The organism is Pseudomonas sp. KH_046_1 (assembly GCF_057839025.1).
The window spans coordinates 867,354-885,522 of record NZ_CM174481.1 but is presented as its reverse complement, the minus strand read 5'-3'; the positions used below and the strand labels follow the sequence as shown (position 1 = coordinate 885,522).

The window sequence follows — 18,169 nt, the reverse complement described above, 5'->3', positions numbered from 1 at the left end:
ACCCTCTTATTGTTCTGTCAGGGGACGCACGCGTACACCCTGTTCGAGCTGCGCCAGTTGCGCTGCATCGCCAATGCCGAATCCGATCTGGGTCACTGCCATCGCCGCAATTGCCGTGGCGGTGCGCAAGGTCTGCTCAGGCGTATCGGCACTGAGCAAACCGTGGAGCATCCCCGCCAGCAACGAATCACCCGCACCCACCGTGCTGGCGACGCTGACCCTGGGTGGCGTGGCATGCAGTGCCGAGCCAACGCTGAACCAGTTCACGCCTTCGGCACCGTGGGAAATCACCACATGCTCGATGCCTTGGGCGTGCAAGCGCTCCGCCGCTGTGGCCTGGGCGCTGACCGACACGACCTCGCAGCCCAGCACCTCGGCCAGCTCTTCAGTGTTGGGTTTGATCAGCCACGGCCCCGCTTTGAGCGCTGCACGCAACGCCTCGCCGCTGGTGTCGAGGGCGACGTTCAGCCCCAGGTTCTTCAAGCGCAAGATCAATGCCTGCAACCATTGCGCGCTGACGCCCAACGGCAAGCTTCCAGCGACAACCACCGCATCGTGGCCCGGGGCAATCTGCTCCAGTCTATCGATCAAGGCCTGTTGCGCCGCTTCGCTGACCTGCGGCCCCGGCCCGTTGATGTCGGTGATGCGGCCGTCGCTTTCCGCCAGTTTGATATTGCTGCGGGTCTCGCCCGGAACACGGATGAAGGCATCGACAAAACCGCGTTTGGCGAACAATGTTTCGAACGCTTGCAGGTTGTCTTCGCCGAGAAAGCCACTGACGGTCAGCTGATGCCCGAGGTCCGCCAGCACTTGCGCCACGTTCACGCCTTTGCCGGCGGCGTGGGTGTGCATCACATCGCTGCGGTTGACTTGGCCGGCTTCAAGGCGCGGCAACTGGACGGTCAGGTCCAGCGCCGGGTTGAGGGTCAGGGTAAGAATCCGGGCCATTACAGGGCCTCCACTAATGCGCGCACTTCATTGGCGCTGCCCACGGCCAGGGCTTGGCGGGCAAGGGTTTGAGTCTGAGTGAAGCCCAGTTCGCGAATCCGCGCCTTGACTTCGGCAATGCTGCGCGCCCCGACGCTGAGCTCATCCACCCCGAGGCCGATCAGCACCGGCACCGCCAGCGGGTCGGCCGCCAGCTCGCCACACACACCGACCCATTTGCCGTGGGCATGGGCCGCGCGCACGGTGATGTCGATCAGTTGAAGCACCGCCGGATGTAAACCATCGGCCTGGGCCGACAGCGTTGGATGGCCACGGTCGATGGCCAGGGTGTATTGGGTCAGGTCGTTGGTACCGACGCTGAAAAAGTCGACCTCCTGGGCCAGCACCGGCGCCAGCAATGCCGCCGACGGCACTTCGATCATGATCCCCAGTTGCAGGTCGGCGACCGGGATTTCCCGGCGCAGGCGTTCGGTCATGTCGCGGGCCTGGCGCCACTCGTCGACGCTGCCCACCATCGGGAACATGATCCGCAGCGGCCGGTTGTCGGCAGCCCGCAGCAAGGCGCGCAGTTGCGCTTCCATGATCTGCGGGCGCTGCAAGGTCAGGCGAATGCCGCGCACGCCAAGGAAGGGGTTTTCTTCCTTCGCAATCGGCCAGTACGGCAGCGGTTTGTCGCCACCGACATCGAGGGTACGCACCACCAGCGGCCGCCCGGCCAGACCGTCGAGGACGCGGCGGTACTCGACTTCCTGGGTCGCTTCGTCGGGCGCTTGCGGGTGGGCCATGAAAATCAATTCGGTGCGCAACAGGCCAATGCCTTCGGCGCCCTGCTCCACCGCGCCGGTCACCCCAGCGCTTTCACCAATGTTGGCAAACACTTCGACGGCGTGGCCATCGGTGGTCAGCGCGGGTTGATGGCGCAGTTCAGCTGCCGCCTTCAAGCGCTGCTCGCGGGTATCGCGTTCGGCCGTGGCGCGTTGCAAGGTCGCCGCGTCAGCGTGCACATGCAGGCGACCCCGCTGGCCATCGAGCAGCAACGGCGTGCCCGGCGCCAGCAGCAACACGCCAGGGCCGGCGCCGACCAGTGCCGGAATGCCCAGGGCCCGGGCGACAATCGCACTGTGCGCCGTAGCGCCACCCCGGGCGGTGAGAATCCCCGCCACGCGAGCGGGGTCGAGACGCGCGACGTCGGACGGGCCGACCTCGTCCATCACCAGAATGTACGGTTGATCCGGTTCGCTTGGGGTTTCGATGCCACTGAGTTGCATCAACACCCGACGCCCAATATCACGCAAGTCGGCCGCACGTTCGGCGAGCAAGGCATCCTGCAATGCCTCCTGCTGTCGGGCCGCCGCTTCAATCACGGCCATCCACGCCGCCTCGGCGCTTTCACCCTGCTTGAGGCGTGTATCGACCTCATCGGTCAGTTCCGGGTCGTCGAGCATCTCTTGGTGGGTGATGAAGATTTCGCGGATGGCTTTGCTCTTGCTGCGCTCGATCAGGCCCTGGATGTCACGGCGTACCTGCGCCAGAGCGTGCTGCAGGCGCTCACGCTCGATGCCGGCGGACTCGCCGCGCAACGGGTAATCGATGGTTTGCAGCACTTGAATATGCGCCGGGCCGATGGCGATCCCCGGGGCGGCGGCAATCGCCTGAACCACGCTGCCTGACACCGGGGCGAGGACTACTTCGGCAATATCGGCAACGACTTCGCGCACCTGGCTTACCGGTGGCAGCGGCTCGACTTCCTCACCGAGGCCTTCTTCGATGGCGGCCAACAAGGCCGGCAACGCATCAGCCGCGATGCCCGGTTCGGCAATGATTTCCAGGACCTGCCCACGACGGGCGCCGAGGCTGAGCAACTTGCTCAAGCTCTTTACCGACACCGCGCTGTCGTGGCCATCGACGATCCGCACGCGGATGTCACCTTCAAAACTCTTTGCCAGTTGCGCGAGGATTTTCGCCGGCCGCGCATGCAAACCGTGGGCGTTGGCCAACGCAATTCGCGCGCTGGGCCAGTCGGCGGGCACTTCACCACCGAGCACTTCGAGGACTTTGCGACTGCTGGTGGCGCGCCCCAACTCATGGCCACGCCCTTCGATCAACAACGCGCACAGGCGTTCGAGCAGGGCTTGATGGGCCTCACCGAGGCTGGCCAGGCAGAACAGTCCATTGAGCGGCTGGCCGAGATAGCGCAGCGGTCTGTCCGGGGTGACAAACGCGAGGCCCGGACGCTTCACCGTCTGCTCGCTGTGCAACCACCACAGGCCATCGCCCAGGGGCAGCGCTTCAACTTGCTGCAGCACGGCGGAGAAACCGTTGCTCACGCAGTCGGCCTGCCGCAACAAACGGGCGCCGCGCCAGACCAGCTCTTCGAAATCTTCGGCCGCCACACCGAGGCCGATCATCTGCGCATCCAGTGCCAGCTCCTGCGGCGCGCCTTGCAGCAACTTCAGCAAGGCTTCGGCGGAACCGGCGCGACGCAGGGCCTGGCCCAGGTCAGTCTCGCCGAGGGCGCGAGTGAGCAATTGCAACAGGCGCAGATGCTCATCGGATTTGGCGGCGATACCGATCGCCAGGTAAACGATATGACCATCTCCCCAGTCCACGCCATCGGGGAACTGCATCAGGCGCACACCGGTGGTGAACACCAGTTCGCGGGTTTCGGGCGTACCGTGGGGGATGGCAATACCTTGACCGAGAAAGGTCGAGCCCTGGGCTTCCCGCGCCTGCAATCCGGCGAGATACCCCTCGGCGACCAGGCCGTCGGCGACCAGATGCCGGGCGAGCAATTGCAGCGCTGCGGACTTATCCACAGCCGATTGGCCCATGGAAATCTGCTCTACAGTGAGCTCGAGCATGCTTTCTCCTTTTTGGCGCCTTCGGGCACCAGGTATTGTTTTGAATGAGTCAGCTTAGGCGCTTGGTCATCGCTTTTGGCGGTTTCACGGCAGAACCGGCCAAAGGCGCCTAAAACGTAGAAAATACGCTTGCTGAAACGTTTAATCTAGATCAATTGGCACGTTACTCGATATTGGCCCATCCTTGAAGTCCAACTTGTCGGATACGTTGCGACAATGGTCGCCTGCCTTAATCGGTTAGGATTGACGAAAATGTCGAGGCAATCTCGAAAAAACAAGGAAACAGCGGGTTGAAACTCAGTGATATCGCCCAGTTGGCCGGTGTGTCCGTCACCACCGCCAGCTATGTCATCAATGGCAAGGCCGAACAACAGCGCATCAGCAGCGCTACCGTCGAACGCGTGCGCGCGGTCGTCGAACAACATGGCTTCACGCCTAACCCACAGGCCGCCGGTTTGCGCAGCCGGCACACCCGCACATTGGGGTTCATTCTGCCGGATCTGGAAAACCCCAGTTACGCGCGAATCGCCAAGTTGCTGGAGCAAGGTGCGCGGGCCCGGGGTTATCAGTTGCTGATCGCCAGTTCCGACGATGCGCCGGACAGCGAACGGCAATTGCTGCAACTGTTCCGCGCTCGGCGCTGCGACGCACTGATCGTTGCCAGCTGCCTGCCGGCCGGCGACGACAGTTATCGCCAATTGCAGGCCAAGGGCATTCCGATCATCGCCATCGACCGGGTCATGGAACCCGAACATTTCTGCTCGGTAATCAGTGACGACCGCGAAGCCAGCCTGCAACTGACCCGCAGCCTGCTCGTTCCCTTGCCCAAACAGATCGCGCTGATCGGCGCCCGACCGGAGCTGAGCATCAGCCAGGAACGTTGCGCCGGCTTCAAAGAAGCGCTCGCCGGGTTCAACGGTGAGGTGCTGATCGAAGAAGGCGAGTCCTTCAGCCGCGAGTGCGGCAAACAATTGATGGAAGAGTTGCTGCAGCGCCTGGGCCATTTGCCCGATGCCCTGGTGACCACATCCTACGTGCTGCTTCAGGGCGTGTTCGACGCGCTGCACGACTTCCCGCTGAAAAACCGCCCGCTGCGCCTCGGCACTTTCGGCGACACCCAGCTGCTGGACTTCCTGCCGCTGCCGGTCAACGCCATGGCCCAGCAACACCAGTTGATCGCCGACAAGGCCCTCGCGCTGGCCCTGGCAGCCATCGAGCAGTCGGATTACCGGCCCGGCGTGCAGGCCATCGCGCGCACGTTCAAGCAGCGTATTCGCCAGGACTGAACCGTGGAGCTGATCGACACCCACACCCATCTGGATTTTCCGGACTTCGACGTCGACCGTCAGGCGCTGCTGGCCGAAAGCCGCGCCCTCGGGGTGCGGAGGATCGTGGTGCTGGGGGTTTACCGGGCCAACTGGCAGCGGGTCTGGGAGCTGGTGCAGAGTGATCCCGACCTGCACGCCGCGTTCGGTTTGCATCCGGTGTATCTGGACGATCATCGCCTTGAAGACTTGAGCGAACTCGGCGATTGGCTGACCCGCCTGGCCGGCCATCGGCAATTGTGCGCAGTCGGCGAGATTGGCCTGGACTACTTCATCGAAACCCTGGACCGCGGCCGCCAGCAGGCGTTGTTCGAGGCGCAATTGCAATTGGCGGCGGATTTCGCGCTTCCGGCATTGATCCATGTGCGGCGCAGCCATGCGGCGGTGATTGCCACGCTCAAACGCTTTCGCCTGAAACGGGCCGGCATCATCCACGCCTTCGCCGGCAGCAAGGAAGAAGCCCGGGAATACATCAAGCTGGGTTTCAAACTCGGCCTCGGCGGCGCCGCGACCTGGCCGCAGGCGCTGCGCATGCATCGCGTGCTCGGCGAACTGCCACTGGATTCTGTGGTGCTGGAAACCGACTCGCCGGACATGGCCCCAGCCATGTTCCCCGGCCAGCGCAACAGCCCGGCACACTTGCCGGCGATCTGCACTGCACTGGCCGACATCATGGCGATCAACCCCGAGCAATTGGCCGCGGCCAGTACGGCCAATGCCTGCGCGTTGTTTAACTGGTCATAACGGCCAGCACCCGCCAACTGTGGGAGCGGGCTTGCCCGCGAAGACGGCGGCACATTCAACATCAATGTGACTGAAAGATCGTTTTCGTCGGATCGCCGCCCGGAGCAAGCCCGCTCCCACAGGGTCCCGAGGAGCCTTTCAAACCCGGAATGCGCTGATCAACTGCTTCAACTCCACAACCTGGGCCGACAACGCCCGGCTGGCGTCTTCGGTCTGATGCGCACCTTCAGCGGTGCGCTCGCCGGCGCGATTGATCTCGACGATGTTCTGGTCGATGTCGTGGGCCACGGCGGTTTGCTGCTCCACGGCAGCGGCAATCTGCTGGTTCTGGTCGACGATCATGCCGACCGCTCCCAGGATATTTTCCAGCGCGCGCTGGACCTTCTCCGACTGCCCGACCGTGCCGCTGGCCATTTCATGGCTGGTGCCCATGGCCTTGACCGCCGCGCCGACACCGCCATGGAGCCTGGCGATCATCTGCTCGATCTCTTCGGTCGATTGCTGGGTTCGTTTGGCCAGGGTCCGGACTTCATCGGCTACCACGGCGAAACCACGGCCCTGCTCACCGGCCCGCGCTGCCTCGATGGCGGCATTGAGCGCCAGCAGGTTAGTCTGCTCGGCGATGCTCTTGATCACTTCGAGCACGCGGCTGATGGACTGGCTGTCGCTGGCCAGTTGGTTGATCACCAGTACCGATTGATCGATCTCGCTGGCCAGCGCGGCAATGCTGCCTTGCTGAGACTCCACCAGACTGCGGCCACTGATGGTCTCATCGTTGACGCTGTGGGCACTGCTCACCGCCGCGGCGGCACTGCGCGCCACTTCCTGGGAAGTGGCCGACATCTGGTTCATGGCCGTGGCCACTTGTTCGATCTGCGTACGCTGCCCGGCGACGGCCTGATTGCTTTGCGCGGAAACGTTTTCCACTTGCCCGGCCTGACGCTCGACTTCGCTGACGGTCTGCCCCACTCGCTCGATCAGGTCATGGATCTTTTTCACAGTGCCGTTGAACACCTCGCCCAACTCCCCTAGCTCATCGCGGCTGTGGGCGCTGAAGGTCACGGTCATGTCGCCGGCCGCCACCTTGTCCATCACCGCCCCCAGGCGCTTGAGCGTGGTGCGGGTCGAAGCGTAGAACGCGCCGTAGAGATAAAAGATCAACACAAACACGACTGACAGCGCCACGGCCTGCAAGACCATGTGTGTACGGTTCTGTTCCAGGCGTTGCTGCAACTGCGGGCCCAGATACTTCAGGGTCGCTTCGTTGAGTTGGTAAGTCTGGTCCATCAGGACGCTGACTTGATCGTAAAAGCCCTGCCACGGCGCATCGAGGGTATCGGCCATGACCACTTGTTCTTCGAACAGCTCGCTGGCTTTCTTCAAGGATGCCCGGCTGCTATCGGCCTGAGCGGCCAGGTTATCGCGTGCGGCTTTGCTGGAACCCAAGGCATCCTGCAACTTCAGGCCATACTCGGCCTGGAGCTTTTCAATCTGTGCCAGCAATTCATCGAAACGGGTACTCGAAGCCGAGTTGATGAACCCCTGCCCCAACGAATAAGACCCCATTGCCCGACCTTCGCCCAGGATCTGGGTGACCCGTGGCGTGACGAGGGTGACGAGCTCGCTCAACTGACGCATGTCGCTCTGGTTGTCGCGACTGAGGCCGGACTGGCTGGTGATGAGCTGGCTGAAAATCTGTGCGCTGCCCACCAGCTTGCCGATCAAGGCACTTTTGCTTTGCAGGGAGTTTTCCGTTTGCTGGGCCTTGAACGCGGCGATCATTTCATCGCGTTTGCCATCAAACACCGCGACCTGCTCCGGGTCGCTGGTCATCGCCGTCAGCCCTTGCAGGCGAGTCAGAATATTCTGCTCAAGGGCGCTGATCTTCGATTCGACATTGCCGGCCTTGCCGGATTGGCCGAGGCTGACATTGATCTGCACCAGATTGTTCAGGGTTTCCAGATCGCGCCGCAACGCCAGGCTGCTGCCCAACAGGTCGAGACTTTGCAGTTCGATGCGCGTGCCCTGGAATTCGCGGTAGGAGTCACGCACCAGATAGAAGTTGGTCACCAGCATCGGCACCAGGAACAGTACGCTGATCAGGCTGAACTTCATGCCGAAGCTCAGGCGGTTCATTAGTGCGACAGCGGGATAGAGCAAGCTCTTCACTGGATGTCTCCCTTCGATTTCTTATTTTTTTTATTGGCAGGCGCAGACAGGCGGCAGATAGCCACTATTCAGCGCTATCTCTGTATAACTTAAATCGGCAGAAGGTTTTGTAACTTAAGGTTAACGACAGGGCGAAGCACTTCGCACTAGTGATCGCCCTGTGGCTAAGGAGCTTGCTCTGAATGCAGCGTTAATGCAGGACCGTCCACAACGCAAAACCGGCATACCAGAGCACCGCGGCACGCAGCAGCAGCGCCCAGATGCGGTCCAGATTGTTGATACCTTCCACACCGGTCACCGGCGCCGGAATTTCACCGGCCACCAGCCCGACTTTCACGATCAATTGAGCGGCGCTGATGTTCCAGTTCAGCAGCTCATGCAGCATGACCCGACTGACCGCGACAAAATTGCCGACCAACGCCAGGCTCGCCGCCAGCAGACGCACCGGCAACCAGTCGAAGGCGTGACGCAGTTGCCCGGCGCGCTCGACCACCGCCGGGTTTTTCCCGTGTTCTTCGGCCAGCGCCAGCAACCGATAACTCAGCGCCGCGACGGGACCCAACAGGAAGTACCAGAAAATCACCGCGAAAAAGCTCTGGTAGGCCTCCCACAACAAATGTCCTTCGACCTGTTCCAGCAGCTGCTCGCCACTGTCTGCGCAGATATCCAGATCGCGCTGGGCGACATGGGCCGCGGCCTGCAGGTCCTCCCGACGCCAGGCATCGCGGAACGGCCCGAGATCGCCCAGCAGATCACCGCGCCCCAGGCTGTAGATCACCACCAGCAAATGGATCGGCAACGCCAGCAACCCGTAGGCCACCGGTTCGATGACCAGCAGCAGCAAACCCAGCAACGCCACTGGCAACAAGACCATTACCGACAACACCAGCCATGGCCGGCCAGAAAATCGCGGGCTGGCCTCAAGCTTGTTCAGCTCGTGTATCCAGCCGCTGTCTCGCTGAACCCGATGACGCAAGGCCGAGAACTTCTCGATCCACACCGCCAACAGCAACACCAGAAAACTCATCGTCCTTCCTCTTGTGCCAGGGCGGCACGATAGCGTGCCCAGTCGAACGCCGGCCCTGGATCGGTTTTGCGCCCCGGAGCAATGTCGCTGTGCCCGCAGATGCGCTCTGTAGTGATCGCCGTGAACGCCTGCTGCAACTGGCGGGTCAGGGCTGTCAATGCGCTGTACTGCGCATCGGTGAACGGCAGATCATCCGTGCCTTCGAGCTCGATGCCCACGGAAAAATCGTTACAGGTTTCCCGCCCCTCGAAGCTCGAGACACCCGCATGCCACGCACGCTCAAGACATGAAACAAACTGGGTGACGGTACCGTCACGCTCGATCAGAAAGTGCGCCGACACCCGCAAATCCGCGACCCCTTCAAAATAGGGGTGTTCGGTGACATCCAGACGATTCTGGAAAAATTCCTGCACCTTGCCGGTGGCGAACTGCGCCGGCGGCAGACTGATGTTGTGAATCACCAGCAGGGAAATTTCGCCTGCGGGGCGCGCATTGAAGTTGGGTGAGGGGCAGACATGCACACCCTGTATCCAACCGCTCGCGGGGTCCAACTGCATACATATTCCTTCAGCGGCGACTGTGTTGGCACAGTATGCCGCGATAATCCCCCGGGGCGCGATCCCTTGCCATGTTTGAGGCGCTGGAGGTTGCCGATCTCAAACAGGCGTTTGTTCAGAATCGACGGTCAACGCCGACAACGGCAGGGATTCGACCAAATGCAGGCGCCAGCACCAACGTAACGCTCTGATGCCTTGGGTTGGTCCGTGCCATGGCCCTATAATCGAGCCACTTTGTTTGTGGAGTCCGTTATGCCGAATCTACGTCTCGCCGATCTGACCGCCGAAATCGAAGCCAACGTGCGCCGTGCGTTGCGTGAAGACATCGGCAGCGGCGACATCACCGCGCAGTTGATACCGGCCGAACGCCTGGCCAAAGCGACCATCATTACCCGTGACGCGGCCGTCATCAGCGGCACCGCCTGGGTGGATACCGTGTTTAGGCAACTGGACCCACGGGTGGCGGTGCACTGGCAGGTTGCCGATGGTGAACGGGTGACGCCCAATCAGGTGCTGTTCCACCTCGAAGGCCCTGCGCGCTCGCTGCTGACCGGCGAACGCAGCGCCCTGAACTTCCTGCAATTGCTCTCCGGTGTGGCGACCCGCGCGCAATACCTGGCGGACTTCGTGGCCGAGACTCAGGTCAAGCTGCTCGACACCCGCAAAACCTTGCCGGGGCTGCGCCTGGCGCAAAAGTACGCCGTGACCTGCGGCGGTTGCCACAACCACCGCATCGGCCTGTATGACGCCTTCCTGATCAAGGAAAACCATATCGCCGCCAGTGGCGGCATCGCGCAGGCCATCGCCGCCGCGCACAAGATCGCGCCGGGCAAACCGGTCGAGATTGAAGTGGAAAGCCTGGATGAACTCAAAGAAGCGCTGGCGGCCGGTGCCGACATCATCATGCTCGACGAACTGAGCCTGGACGACATGCGCGAAGCCGTGCGCCTGAATGCCGGTAAAGCCAAGCTGGAGGCCAGCGGCGGGATCAACGAAAGCACGTTGCTGCCGATTGCACAGACCGGGGTGGATTACATTTCGATCGGTGCGATGACCAAGGATGTGAAGGCTGTAGACCTTTCGATGCGCCTGAGCATCTGATCGCTCTCGTGCAATGAAAAACGCCAGCCCCATTGAGGCTGGCGTTTTTGTTCAAACCACCAGATTGTTCATCTCGCAGTACTCTTCCCACTCGACACCTAGCACCTCGGCCGCTTCTTTATGCAGCTTCAGACGTTCTGTCTCGTACTCTTCCGGTGTCGAGGTGTACTTGAGGCTCAACTCCCACGGCTGCAAGCCCTGGGCTTCGGCTTCATCCTCGAACGCCCACTGAATCTGGTCCTTCTGATCATCGGCACTCAGGTCCTTGATCTCTTCCATCAGATCCGGCACATCCAGCACGTACTTCTTCAGTGCTTCTTCGTGTCTGGCTTCTTGGCTCAATTCTTTTGTTGTCATGTCGTTCTCGTTGATCGGGGGAATGGAAGATGGATCTGGATCATCAAGGATCTCTCTGACGCAAAAAACCGTATGAAGCACGGCTTGTCTGGCCTTCAGAACCATTCGGGATCATCTGAAAACAGGGTATCACTGGTGCCCGAGACAGGAATCGAACCTGCGACCTTCGCGTTACGAGTGCGCTGCTCTACCGGCTGAGCTACACGGGCGGTGGGCTAAACCTAGCACTGACTTCAGGGGCAGGCAACTTCCGCAACGTCTCAATTTCCTGCAGACAAAAAAATGCCCCACAGCTTTCACTGCGGGGCATTTTCTACAACGTTGAAGCGGTCAGGCGTGAGGCGTAATTAAACGCCCGAAGCCTTGGCTGCTGCCACGTCTTTGATGGACAGCTTGATACGGCCGCGGTTGTCCACGTCCAGTACCAGTACTTCCACTTCCTGGCCTTCTTTCAGGATGTCGGTCACTTTCTCAACGCGAGCGTCGCTCAGCATGGAAATGTGAACCAGACCGTCCTTGCCCGGCAGGATGTTGACGAATGCGCCGAAGTCGACGATGCGCTCAACCTTGCCGACGTAGATCTTGCCGATCTCGGCTTCAGCGGTGATGCCCAGAACGCGCTGACGAGCAGCTTCTGCCGCTTCCTTGGTTTCGCCGAAGATCTTGATCGAACCGTCGTCTTCGATGTCGATCGAAGCCTTGGTTTCTTCACAGATCGCACGAATGGTCGCGCCGCCTTTACCGATGACATCACGGATTTTGTCGGTGTCGATTTTCATCGCGATCATGGTCGGAGCGTTGGCCGACAGTTCGGTACGCGACTGGCCAATGATCTGGTTCATCTGGCCGAGGATGTTCAGGCGCGCTTCCAGGGCTTGGCCCAGAGCGATCTCCATAATTTCTTCGGTGATGCCCTTGATCTTGATGTCCATCTGCAGCGCGGTGACGCCTTTGGCGGTACCGGCTACCTTGAAGTCCATGTCACCCAGGTGGTCTTCGTCACCCAGGATGTCGGTCAGGACGGCGAATTTCTCGCCTTCTTTAACCAGACCCATGGCGATACCGGCAACCGGCGCCTTCATCGGCACACCAGCATCCATCAGGGCCAGGGAAGCGCCGCAAACGGAAGCCATCGAGCTCGAACCGTTGGATTCGGTGATTTCCGAAACAACGCGGATGGTGTACGGGAACACGTCGGCGGCAGGCAGCATGGCCGAAACCGAACGACGGGCCAGACGGCCGTGACCGATTTCACGACGACCAGCGCCACCCATGCGACCACACTCGCCTACCGAGAACGGAGGGAAGTTGTAGTGCAGCATGAACGGGTCTTTCTTCTCGCCTTCCAGGGTGTCCAGCAGCTGTGCATCACGGGCAGTACCCAGAGTTGCAACGACCAGAGCCTGGGTTTCGCCACGGGTGAACAGAGCCGAACCGTGGGTTTTTGGCAGGACGCCGACTTCGATGTTCAACGGACGTACGGTCTTGGTGTCGCGACCGTCGATACGTGGCTTGCCGTTAACGATGTTTTCGCGAACGGTGCGGTATTCGATTTCGCCGAAAGCCGCTTTGACTTCGCTGGAAGAAGGCTGGCCTTCTTCACCGGACAGCTTGGCAACGACCTGGTCCTTCAACTCGCCCAGGCGAGCGTAACGGTCGGCCTTGACGGTGATGGTGTAGGCCTGGGAGATCGCTTCGCCGAACTCGGCACGGATAGCGCCCAGCAGTTCGGTGGCTTCTGGCGCAGGAGCCCAGGTCCAGGTTGGCTTGGCAGCTTCAGCGGCCAGTTCTTTAACAGCGTTGATCACAACCTGGAACTCGTCGTGAGCAAACAGTACCGCGCCCAGCATCTGGTCTTCGGTCAGCTCTTTGGCTTCCGATTCAACCATCAGCACAGCGTCCGAAGTACCGGCAACGACCATGTCCAGGCTCGAAGCAGCTTGCTGCTCGTAGGTCGGGTTCAGCAGGTAGCCGGTGCTTTCGTGGAACGCAACGCGGGCAGCGCCGATCGGGCCATCGAAAGGAATCCCGGAGATAGCCAGGGCAGCCGAGGTACCGATCATCGCAGCGATGTCCGGATCGGTCTTCTTGCTGGTGGAAACGACGGTGCAGACAACCTGCACTTCGTTCATGAAGCCTTCCGGGAACAGCGGACGGATCGGACGGTCGATCAGTCGGGAAGTCAGGGTTTCTTTCTCGGAAGGACGGCCTTCGCGCTTGAAGAAACCGCCAGGGATCTTACCGGCAGCGTAAGTCTTTTCCTGGTAGTGAACAGACAGAGGGAAGAAGCCCTTGCCTGGATCGGCTTGTTTTGCACCGACTACGGTCACCAATACGCTGACGTCGTCGTCAACGGTGACCAATACTGCGCCGGAGGCCTGACGGGCGATACGGCCAGTCTCGAGGGTAACGGTCGACTGACCGAACTGGAATTTTTTGATTACCGGGTTCACGGTGTCCTACCTTCATTGTGGCTCTTGGGGAACTGGTTTCTTGCGAAATTCTTGGGCAACGCCGGGAGTCGGCCCGACTGGTTTGTCCAGGTGTAACTCAGGTAAAGCAGGTATCCAGATAAAACTTGAGGCTGGGAGCCTGCCATGCGCCGGCGGGAAACCCGCTGGTGCACGACAGACAACCAACCTCTAGCGCAATCGCTTATTAGCGACGCAGACCCAGGCGACCGATCAGAGTCTGATAGCGACCCAGATCCTTGCCTTTCAGGTAGTCCAGCAGCTTACGACGCTGGTTTACCATGCGGATCAGACCACGACGGGAGTGGTGGTCTTTACCGTTGGCCTTGAAGTGACCTTGCAGCTTGTTGATGTTGGCGGTCAGCAGTGCAACTTGCACTTCTGGCGAACCAGTGTCACCAACAGCTTGCTGGTAGTCAGCAACGATTTGAGCTTTTTCTTGAACGTCGAGAGCCATGAGGCAATCCTTTTATCAGGAAACTGTTTCAGAAAAACAGTTTCAACAGGCCAGGGACAAATCCCTGTATCTAAAAATGAGTAGTGACCGTGCCTGTTAACAGCCACCCTCGCCGACCTGCTGTTACACAGGCCGGTTCCGGTCATTCTGACCGAATCAAACGACGCGGCGCGATGCGCCCGTCTTCGCTCACTTCACCGATACCGATGAAGCGACCATTGTGATCCTGTACCCGCACCATGCCGAACTTCGGAGCATCCGGGGCACGTACCGGCTGGCCGTTGAGCCAGTAGAACGCGCTCGCTTCCGAGAACTGCAGCAGAGGCCAATCCAGCAGGCCGCTGTCCGATGGCATCAGGAAGCGATCGACCGCTTCGTTGCCGCCTTCGGCATGTACCGCTTCCAGCTCTTCGAGGGTAACTGTCTGCGCCAGGGTGAATGGCCCGGCCTGGGTACGTCGCAGTTCTGCAACGTAAGCGCCACAACCGAGTTGCTCACCAATATCCTCCACCAGGGTGCGGATATAGGTGCCTTTAGTGCAATCCACCGCCAGCCGCGCAGTATCACCTTCGAAGGCCAGCAATTCCAAGCGCGTAATAGTAACAGAACGCGGTTCGCGCTCCACTACTTCGCCTGCACGAGCCAGCTTGTACAGCGGCTGGCCATCGCGCTTGAGTGCCGAGTACATCGGCGGTATCTGACTGATTTGCCCACGAAATTTTGGCAGTACAGCCTCGATATCGGAGCGACCAACGGTCACCGGGCGCTCCTGCAAAATCTCACCTTCGGCATCCGCCGTGGTGGTGGTCTTGCCCAGTTGCGCCAGGGTTTCATAACCCTTGTCGGAATCGAGCAGGTATTGCGAGAACTTGGTGGCCTCACCGAAGCACAACGGCAACACGCCGGTGGCCAAGGGATCGAGACTGCCGGTGTGCCCGGCCTTCTCGGCATTGAGCAACCAGCGAACCTTCTGCAAGGCCGCGTTGGAGGTGAACCCCAGCGGCTTGTCGAGCAGGATGATGCCACTGACGTTACGACGGATACGTTTGACCTGAGCCACCGATTACTCCTTGGTGTCTTCGGCTTCTGCCACAACCGGATGCTGATTGTCTTCAGCCACTGCGCGCTCGATCAATGCCGACAGATGCGCACCACGCACGACGCTTTCGTCGTAGTGGAAGTGCAGCTGAGGAACGCTACGCAGCTTCATCTCACGGGCCAACTGCATGCGCAGGAAACCGGCGGCAGAGTTCAGCACCTTGATGCTTTGGGCAATATCTTCGGCGCTGTCCTGCCCCATCACAGTGATGAAAATCTTGGCGTGACCGACGTCACGGCTGACTTCCACAGCGGTAATGGTGACCAGGCCGACGCGCGGGTCTTTGACTTCACGACGGATCAGTTGTGCCAGCTCGCGCTGCATCTGATCGCCGATACGCTGGGTACGGCTATATTCTTTTGCCATGTCTTGTTACCTGTAACTGCCCCACGGTGAAACCCGTGTGGTCTGAAAGCGGCAAACGCCCGGCCTGACAGAAGCCAGACCGGGCGTTGCGTTTAGAGTCCGGGTGACGAACTGCGCATTTGCATGCGGCGGCCCATCACGGCTCTTGAAGTGCGCGAGTTAGAGGCTGCGAGCAACCTGCACCTTCTCGAAGACTTCGATCTTGTCACCGACCTTGACGTCGTTGTAGCTCTTCACGCCGATACCGCATTCCATGCCGGCACGTACTTCGGAAGCGTCATCCTTGAAGCGGCGCAGGGATTCCAGCTCGCCTTCGAAGATAACGATGTCTTCACGCAGTACACGGATTGGACGGTTACGGTGCACAACACCTTCGATAACCATGCAACCGGCGATCGCGCCAAACTTCGGCGAACGGAACACGTCACGCACTTCGGCGATGCCCAGGATGTTCTCGCGAACATCGCTGCCGAGCATACCGGTCAGGGCTTTCTTGACGTCTTCGATGATGTCGTAGATCACGTTGTAGTAACGCATATCCAGACCTTCCTGCTCGACGATCTTGCGCGCGCCGGCATCGGCACGCACGTTGAAGCCGAACAGTACAGCGTTGGAGGCCAGTGCCAGGTTGGCGTCGGATTCGGTGATACCACCGACACCGCCACCCACTACACGCACTTGCACTTCGTCGTTACCCAGGCCGTTCAAGGCACCGTTCAACGCTTCCAACGAGCCACGGACGTCGGATTTGAGGACGATGTTGAGCGTCTTCTTCTCTTCCTGGCCCATGTTTTCGAAGATGTTTTCCAGCTTGCCGGCGTGAGCGCGAGCCAGCTTGACTTCGCGGAACTTGCCTTGACGGAACAGAGCCACTTCACGGGCTTTCTTCTCGTCGGCAACCACGCTCATCTCGTCGCCAGCATCCGGAGTACCGTCCAGGCCGAGGATCTCGACAGGGATGGCCGGACCGGCTTCCTTGATTGACTTGCCGTTCTCGTCGAGCATGGCGCGAACGCGACCATAGTTCGAACCGACCAGGACCATGTCGCCCTGACGCAGGGTACCGTCTTGAACCAGAACGGTAGCCACCGGACCACGGCCCTTGTCGAGACGGGATTCAACCACGACGCCACGGCCAGGAGCCGATGGAGTTGCAGTCAGTTCCAGAACTTCGGCTTGCAGCAGTACCGCTTCGAGCAGTTCGTCGACGCCAGTACCCATCTTCGCCGAGACCGGTACGAACGGAGTGTCACCACCCCACTCTTCCGACGTCACGCCGTGAACCGACAGTTCGCTACGGATGCGATCGAGATCGGCGCCCGGCTTGTCGATCTTGTTCACCGCCACGACCAGCGGAACACCCGCAGCCTTGGCATGCTGAACAGCTTCAATGGTCTGCGGCATCACGCCGTCGTCCGCTGCAACCACCAGGATCACGATATCGGTCGCCTTGGCACCACGGGCACGCATTGCGGTAAACGCAGCGTGACCAGGGGTGTCGAGGAACGTCACCATGCCACGGTCGGTTTCAACGTGGTACGCGCCGATGTGCTGGGTGATACCACCGGCTTCGCCAGCAGCTACCTTGGCACGACGGATATAGTCGAGCAGGGAAGTCTTACCGTGGTCAACGTGGCCCATTACGGTCACGACTGGTGCACGGGAAACTGCCTCGCCTTCAAACTTCAGGGACTCGGCCAGGGAATCTTCCAGGGCGGTGTCGCTGACCAGGGTCACTTTGTGGCCCAGCTCTTCAGCCACCAGCTGGGCAGTTTCCTGATCCAGTACCTGGTTGATGGTCGCTGGAGTACCCAGTTTGAACATGAACTTGATGATTTCAGCAGCCTTCACCGACATCTGCTGGGCGAGGTCGCCAACAGTGATGGTTTCGCCGATCTTCACTTCGCGCACGACAGGGCCGGTTGGGCTCTGGAAACCGTGGGCGTTGCGCTTCTTCAGCTTGGCCTTGCCGCGACCACCACGACGGAAGCCATCGCTTTCTTCGTCGGTAGTACGTGGGGCAACGCGTGGAGCCGGAGCCTTTTCCTTGACCGAAGCACGATGCGGAGCGTTTTTGCGCTCGCCATCGCCGCTACCGCGACGATTGCTGTCGTCGGCACGTGGCTTGTCCGGACGACGCTGTTCGTCACGCTTGCGGGTATCGGCCGCAGGAGCCGGAGCAGCCGCCACAACCGGTGCGCTTTCGCGAACTGGCTCGGCCACCACAGCAGACGCTGCAACAGGTACGACTTGAGCGGTCGGCGCAGCAGGCTGGCGACGCGCGTCTTCTTCGGCGCGACGCTTGGCTTCTTCTTCAGCCTTCTGACGAGCAGCATTTTCTACTGCGCGACGTTCATCCAGTTCACGCTTGCGCTCGGCTTCGATTTCTTCCGGGCTGCGCTGTACGAAGACTTTCTTCTTGCGTACTTCAACGCTGATGCTTTTGCTGCCAGCAACACGCAGGGTGCTGGTGGTTTTACGCTGCAGCGTAATCTTGCGTGGTTCTTCCACTTTCGCCTTGTGGCTGCTTTTCAAGTGAGTCAGCAACGATTGCTTCTCACTGTCAGTCACATGTTCTTCGGCGGCGGTGTGCGGCAGACCTGCCTCACGCATCTGCTGCAACAGGCGCTCTACCGGTGTTTTGACCTCATCGGCCAGTTGTTTCACCGTGACTTGCGTCATGCATT

14 protein-coding genes and 1 tRNA gene are annotated in these 18,169 nt (G+C 60.5%); 3 read left to right on the top strand and 12 right to left on the bottom strand.

The window, feature by feature from the left end:
• Positions 1 to 6: 6 nt before the first annotated feature.
• The gene (gene pfkB / locus AC3IT9_RS03920; protein ID WP_150754347.1) at positions 7 to 948 is read right to left on the bottom strand and encodes a 1-phosphofructokinase; all 942 of its coding nucleotides are present in this window, start codon (positions 946 to 948) and stop codon (positions 7 to 9) included.
• Complete coding sequence (gene ptsP / locus AC3IT9_RS03915; RefSeq protein ID WP_489272109.1) at positions 948 to 3,809, bottom strand: phosphoenolpyruvate--protein phosphotransferase; 2,862 nt, start codon at positions 3,807 to 3,809, stop codon at positions 948 to 950. The genes pfkB and ptsP overlap by 1 nt, the downstream gene beginning before the upstream one ends.
• Before the next feature lie 290 nt (positions 3,810 to 4,099).
• Between ptsP and cra the strand changes: the two genes are divergently transcribed.
• Positions 4,100 to 5,095 (top strand): catabolite repressor/activator, encoded by a 996-nt coding sequence (gene cra, locus AC3IT9_RS03910; RefSeq protein ID WP_150754345.1) that lies wholly within the window; start codon positions 4,100 to 4,102, stop codon positions 5,093 to 5,095.
• Positions 5,096 to 5,098: 3 nt separating this feature from the next.
• Positions 5,099 to 5,878, top strand: coding sequence for a TatD family hydrolase (locus AC3IT9_RS03905; protein ID WP_489272107.1), 780 nt, complete (start codon positions 5,099 to 5,101; stop codon positions 5,876 to 5,878).
• A 138-nt stretch (positions 5,879 to 6,016) separates the two neighbouring features.
• On the opposite strand, the gene AC3IT9_RS03900 is transcribed toward AC3IT9_RS03905, so the two are convergent.
• The 3 genes from AC3IT9_RS03900 to ampD form a co-directional block, all read right to left on the bottom strand.
• Entirely contained in the window at positions 6,017 to 8,047 is a 2,031-nt protein-coding gene (locus AC3IT9_RS03900) for a methyl-accepting chemotaxis protein (RefSeq protein WP_489272105.1), read from the bottom strand.
• Positions 8,048 to 8,237: 190 nt separating this feature from the next.
• Positions 8,238 to 9,074 (bottom strand): regulatory signaling modulator protein AmpE, encoded by an 837-nt coding sequence (ampE, locus tag AC3IT9_RS03895; protein ID WP_150754342.1) that lies wholly within the window; start codon positions 9,072 to 9,074, stop codon positions 8,238 to 8,240.
• Positions 9,071 to 9,631 carry a 1,6-anhydro-N-acetylmuramyl-L-alanine amidase AmpD gene (gene ampD / locus AC3IT9_RS03890; RefSeq protein WP_489272103.1) on the bottom strand — a complete coding sequence of 187 codons (561 nt, stop codon included), beginning with the start codon at positions 9,629 to 9,631 and terminating at the stop codon, positions 9,071 to 9,073. The genes ampE and ampD overlap by 4 nt, the downstream gene beginning before the upstream one ends.
• 252 nt (positions 9,632 to 9,883) lie before the next feature.
• Here ampD and nadC point away from each other — a divergent pair, with 252 nt between their 5' ends.
• Positions 9,884 to 10,732, top strand: coding sequence for a carboxylating nicotinate-nucleotide diphosphorylase (gene nadC, locus AC3IT9_RS03885; protein WP_223448134.1), 849 nt, complete (start codon positions 9,884 to 9,886; stop codon positions 10,730 to 10,732).
• A gap of 51 nt (positions 10,733 to 10,783) precedes the next feature.
• On the opposite strand, the gene AC3IT9_RS03880 is transcribed toward nadC, so the two are convergent.
• From AC3IT9_RS03880 to infB, 7 genes are all read right to left on the bottom strand, one after another.
• Positions 10,784 to 11,089 (bottom strand): DUF6388 family protein, encoded by a 306-nt coding sequence (locus AC3IT9_RS03880; protein WP_150727486.1) that lies wholly within the window; start codon positions 11,087 to 11,089, stop codon positions 10,784 to 10,786.
• A 133-nt stretch (positions 11,090 to 11,222) separates the two neighbouring features.
• A tRNA-Thr gene (locus tag AC3IT9_RS03875) sits at positions 11,223 to 11,298 on the bottom strand.
• Positions 11,299 to 11,436: 138 nt separating this feature from the next.
• Positions 11,437 to 13,542, bottom strand: a complete 2,106-nt coding sequence (gene pnp / locus AC3IT9_RS03870; RefSeq protein ID WP_007915263.1) for a polyribonucleotide nucleotidyltransferase — start codon at positions 13,540 to 13,542, stop codon at positions 11,437 to 11,439.
• Positions 13,543 to 13,747: 205 nt separating this feature from the next.
• Complete coding sequence (gene rpsO / locus AC3IT9_RS03865) at positions 13,748 to 14,017, bottom strand: 30S ribosomal protein S15 (RefSeq protein WP_015093441.1); 270 nt, start codon at positions 14,015 to 14,017, stop codon at positions 13,748 to 13,750.
• Positions 14,018 to 14,159: 142 nt separating this feature from the next.
• Positions 14,160 to 15,077, bottom strand: coding sequence for a tRNA pseudouridine(55) synthase TruB (gene truB / locus AC3IT9_RS03860; RefSeq protein ID WP_489272100.1), 918 nt, complete (start codon positions 15,075 to 15,077; stop codon positions 14,160 to 14,162).
• A gap of 3 nt (positions 15,078 to 15,080) precedes the next feature.
• Entirely contained in the window at positions 15,081 to 15,482 is a 402-nt protein-coding gene (gene rbfA, locus AC3IT9_RS03855; RefSeq protein WP_489272099.1) for a 30S ribosome-binding factor RbfA, read from the bottom strand.
• 159 nt (positions 15,483 to 15,641) lie between these two features.
• Positions 15,642 to 18,164: a translation initiation factor IF-2 gene (gene infB / locus AC3IT9_RS03850; RefSeq protein ID WP_489272097.1), complete on the bottom strand. Its 2,523-nt coding sequence runs from the start codon at positions 18,162 to 18,164 to the stop codon at positions 15,642 to 15,644.
• Between the last annotated feature and the right edge of the window lie 5 nt (positions 18,165 to 18,169).

What these genes read in the sequence shown, in the direction of transcription:
- ampE (WP_150754342.1), bottom strand. Translation starts at nt 9,074, where the DNA reads ATGAGTTTTCTGGTGTTGCTGTTGGCGGTGTGGATCGAGAAGTTCTCG.
- pfkB (WP_150754347.1), bottom strand. Translation starts at nt 948, where the DNA reads ATGGCCCGGATTCTTACCCTGACCCTCAACCCGGCGCTGGACCTGACC.
- rpsO (WP_015093441.1), bottom strand. Translation starts at nt 14,017, where the DNA reads ATGGCTCTCGACGTTCAAGAAAAAGCTCAAATCGTTGCTGACTACCAG.
- rbfA (WP_489272099.1), bottom strand. Translation starts at nt 15,482, where the DNA reads ATGGCAAAAGAATATAGCCGTACCCAGCGTATCGGCGATCAGATGCAG.
- nadC (WP_223448134.1), top strand. Translation starts at nt 9,884, where the DNA reads ATGCCGAATCTACGTCTCGCCGATCTGACCGCCGAAATCGAAGCCAAC.
- ptsP (WP_489272109.1), bottom strand. Translation starts at nt 3,809, where the DNA reads ATGCTCGAGCTCACTGTAGAGCAGATTTCCATGGGCCAATCGGCTGTG.
- ampD (WP_489272103.1), bottom strand. Translation starts at nt 9,631, where the DNA reads ATGCAGTTGGACCCCGCGAGCGGTTGGATACAGGGTGTGCATGTCTGC.
- infB (WP_489272097.1), bottom strand. Translation starts at nt 18,164, where the DNA reads ATGACGCAAGTCACGGTGAAACAACTGGCCGATGAGGTCAAAACACCG.
- AC3IT9_RS03880 (WP_150727486.1), bottom strand. Translation starts at nt 11,089, where the DNA reads ATGACAACAAAAGAATTGAGCCAAGAAGCCAGACACGAAGAAGCACTG.